Genomic DNA, 2,816 nt, shown 5'->3' with positions numbered 1-2,816 from the left:
CACTGTTGAGTTCTCAAGCAACCGACACGCACCGACTCCAACCCGTTTCCAGGCCTTCACTCGGGGCAACTTCTTAATCTTATCAGACTCTCCGGGGCTTTCCAACTTCATGATTTCTCGTGAAGTGAGCCTTCCAAGTCGGCCACATTCCCTACTCCTCGAGGACACGAATGTCCTCAGAAGTCTCAAGGAAGTTTGGCTCACCCGGGGGATCCAGCCACTTCGCGGCGGCTCCGAGGAGCTTCGCAGTGGTGTCTGTTCCTCCCTGCCGGGCTGACTCAGAGAACATTACTGGGGGACCTCCCTCTGGTCAAACCCGCTCGGGGTGACCCCGGTCACCGCGTCCTCGTGCCGGGGTCCCGCGCTTCGGGTGCCGGCATGGGCCGGCCACCGGCTGACCCCGGGCTGACGAGAGGTCTCAGGGTGCTGCGGTCCCCCGCGGCCCGCAGCACGGGTCCATGAGTGCCGACCTGTGGACGTCTCGTTGTCGACTGATGGCACCGGGGCGCCGGCGCGCTGTGGTTGCGAGTACGGTCGACCGGGCGGGCGTCCCGGGCGGCCGCCGTGCATCCGTGGGCGGACCGCGGGACACCACGCAGGACGAGGTCGTCCGCCCGCACGCCACCCCCTTCCCCCTCGAGGAGACTCCTTGATCCGCGTACACGTCCCCTGCATGGTGCAGGAGGCCGATCTTCCTCGAGCACTTGCGGTCTATGAGGAGCTCGTCGCCGCCACCCGGCGCGAGCCAGGCTGTCTCTCGTACGAGCTCCTGCAGCGGGAGGACCACCCGACCTCGCTGCTCCTCACCGAGGAGTGGGAGTCCCGCGATCACCTGAGGGCTCACACGCAGACCGAGCACTTCATCCGCCTCGTGGCGGAGCTGGAGTCGCTCGAGGTGGCCGAGCCCGCGGTGTTCTTCCGGCGCCTGCTCTAGCTCGAGAGCGCTGTTCACACCCGTCGGTTCGGCGCTCCAGCATGGGCGAGCGTGCTTCGCCCGTCCGATCGAGACGTATGGCCCGAGACACGACGGGTCCGACGGCGCCGCGGACCGCAGACTCGTGCGAGACGAACCCGGGGCCCAGGGTGTGCCTGCACAGTCGACGGCCGGTGGCACGGCAAGCCGTGCCCGGGACGATCGGCACCGTGATGACAGTCGGTCTCACTCAGAGCGTCAGTGACAACCTCGAGGAGCTGAGATCGTGTTGGTTGATCGAGCGTTGGCCGAGGTCGCAGACCACCTGCCACGGATCGCTGCTTCGTCCTGAGTCGGGCCGTGCTCGACGACGCACGCAGCCAGGTGATGATCGCGGCGAGCCCAGATGCCGGCCTCAGCGAATCTCTTGTGCCGCTTCCATACCGTCTGCCACGGCCCGAAGCAGGTCGCGGGAGCGTCGCTGCGGTCTTCCGCCCTTCGCTGCTTCCACGAGCTCGAGCAATCGCACGGAATGGACGAGGAATCAGACGACACCGCTCGCGACCACCGCTCCGGTCTATGCCCCGCCGCCGCGCTCGACCGGCGCACCAGCGAGTGGGCGACGCGGCCCGGTGAGGAACGATCAGCTCCCGGAGAGCTCGAGCGCGGCATCCCAGTACGTGCGGCGCTCAGCCTCGGGCACGTCCGCGAGAGTGTCGGCGACCGCCGTGACGTCCTCGGCCGTCGCGGCGCGCCCGGCGTCGACGGTGACCCAGTAGCCCTTGCGGTACGTGCCGAACGTCAGCCCGTCGGGACTGGCCCAGCCTCCGTCGACGATGCGGCAGCGGTCGGCAAAGTCCGCATACGTCTGGGCCGCTTCCCAGCTCTCCCCGCCGGTCAGCAGCCAGCACGCGAAGCCGTCGGGGTCCTCCTCACCAGGGTCGCCCCACGCTGACATCGTGATCGTGAGCTCCCGCCCGTCCCGGTCGACGCCCACCTCGGCGATCTCCGCAGTGAGCTTGCGCAGGTCGACCCCGGCGCCGGCCAAGGTCGTCGTCGCACCTGGGAGCACGTCGTCGTACATCTCTTCACGCACCGCAGCGTCGCTCGCGCGGACCGCAGCGGCCTTCTGAGCGGCTTCCGACACGGCGTGCCAGGCGTACAGCGCGGTGACGAGCACGACCGTGAGTCCGCCGACCAGCTTCGCCCACCGCGGGAGTGCGAACGTCGAGATCCCCGCGATGAAGGCGCCGATCACGACCGGAGCGGGGACGCCATGGTGTGGGGCGAGGGGGAGCTCCCCCTGCGCCGCGAGCGACGCTCCGATCGCGACAGGGAGGAGCAGAGTGAGCACGACGGCCAGTCCGATCCGGCGCCGTCCTGTGGCTGACCGCAATATCGCCGCATTGGCGAAAGCGATGCCGACGAGCAGCAGAAGTCCGAAAGGAAGCATGACCGCTGGGGCGAACAGGGCACCGACAAGCACGCCCTGGCCCACCACGACACCGAAGGCGGCGAGGATCCCACATCCCAGTGGGGCAGCGAAGTGAGCGAGACGGTCCGGCGGGGTCCGGGCGTCCGAGGAGACGGACCGTAGCGCGCTCATCCGCCGATGCTAGCGCTCCGCCGATCAGGACCAGGGGCAACGCACTGGCAAGGCACCCCGCTGCGGTCCGTCCCGAGCTCCGTCGCTCGCGAGCGTCCCAGGCCCACGCCCGGGGCCGGGGCCGGCACAGCTCGGGCTGACCACGGCGCGGTCGAGGGCGCCGGCGCATCCCGTCGCATCAACCTGCGTTCAGGACGTCGGTCGAGCCGACGGGATGCCGGGGCATGGAGATGCCCCGGGCACGGGGTGCTCCGGGGCTGGGTTCTGGTGGGCCGGCCGTGTGGTGGTGGTGTGGTG

Annotated in this window: 2 protein-coding genes; one reads left to right on the top strand and one right to left on the bottom strand. The window is 69.3% G+C overall.

Translation table 11 applies throughout. The features are described 5' to 3' along the window. Window positions 1-649 precede the first annotated feature (649 nt). Complete coding sequence (locus H9641_RS19760; RefSeq protein WP_191806115.1) at window positions 650-934, top strand: putative quinol monooxygenase; 285 nt, start codon at window positions 650-652, stop codon at window positions 932-934. Window positions 935-1,556: 622 nt separating this feature from the next. Here the strand turns inward: H9641_RS19760 and H9641_RS19755 are convergent. Next, window positions 1,557-2,267 carry a hypothetical protein gene (locus H9641_RS19755; RefSeq protein WP_191806114.1) on the bottom strand — a complete coding sequence of 237 codons (711 nt, stop codon included), beginning with the start codon at window positions 2,265-2,267 and terminating at the stop codon, window positions 1,557-1,559. Between the last annotated feature and the right edge of the window lie 549 nt (window positions 2,268-2,816).

The sequence above is a fragment of the Oerskovia merdavium genome (genome assembly GCF_014836755.1).
GTDB classification, from domain to species: domain Bacteria; phylum Actinomycetota; class Actinomycetes; order Actinomycetales; family Cellulomonadaceae; genus Oerskovia; species Oerskovia merdavium.
This window is presented reverse-complemented; position numbering and strand designations above follow the sequence as displayed.